This window comes from Roseateles sp. P5_E1, assembly GCF_054049335.1.
In genome coordinates this window covers 1-529 of sequence record NZ_JBFUMN010000453.1, presented here as the reverse complement: position 1 = coordinate 529, position 529 = coordinate 1, and the positions used below count along the sequence as shown (strand labels likewise).

Genomic DNA, 529 nt, shown 5'->3' with positions numbered 1-529 from the left:
AGTGGGCGGTGGTCAGCATCGGGCTGTTCAACTCGATCATGTTCCCGACCATCTTCGCGCTCGCCATCGCGCGGCTGGGCGCGTTGACCGGCAAGGGCTCCAGCCTGCTGGTGATGGCCATCGTGGGCGGTGCGGTGGTTCCGCTGGCGATGGGCTGGGTGGCCGACCACCACGGCCTGCAGCTGTCGTTCCTGCTGCCGATGCTGTGCTACCTGTACATCGTCTTTTACGCGTGGCGGGGTTCGCGCCTTTCCCCCTAGCGGTGCCGCACTGCTCAGCGGCGGCGCGGTGCGTGGGTGGATTCACGCACGAGCACCGCATGGTCCACGGTGACCATGCGGCCGCCGTCCGGGCTGCGGATGCGCTCGATCAGCTGCTCGGTAGCCAGCGTGCCCATGCGTGAGGTGGGCTGCCGCACGGTGGTCAGCGCCGGGTAGATGTGCCCGGCAATGGGCGTGTCGTCGAAGCCGCAGACCGACAGGTCCCTGGGGACGCGCAGGCCCCGTTGGCCGGCCACGCGATAGACCGC

At 69.2% G+C, this 529-nt stretch carries 1 protein-coding gene and 1 pseudogene; one reads left to right on the top strand and one right to left on the bottom strand.

Annotated elements, in window-relative coordinates; genetic code table 11:
* Nucleotides 1-260: pseudogene (locus ACXJKJ_RS32055) on the top strand (glucose/galactose MFS transporter); the annotation flags it as partial.
* Between the two features lie 14 nt (nucleotides 261-274).
* Here the strand turns inward: ACXJKJ_RS32055 and ACXJKJ_RS32050 are convergent.
* Nucleotides 275-529, bottom strand: a 255-nt coding sequence (locus ACXJKJ_RS32050; protein ID WP_457395777.1) for a substrate-binding domain-containing protein, incomplete at its 5' end; no start/stop codon positions are given.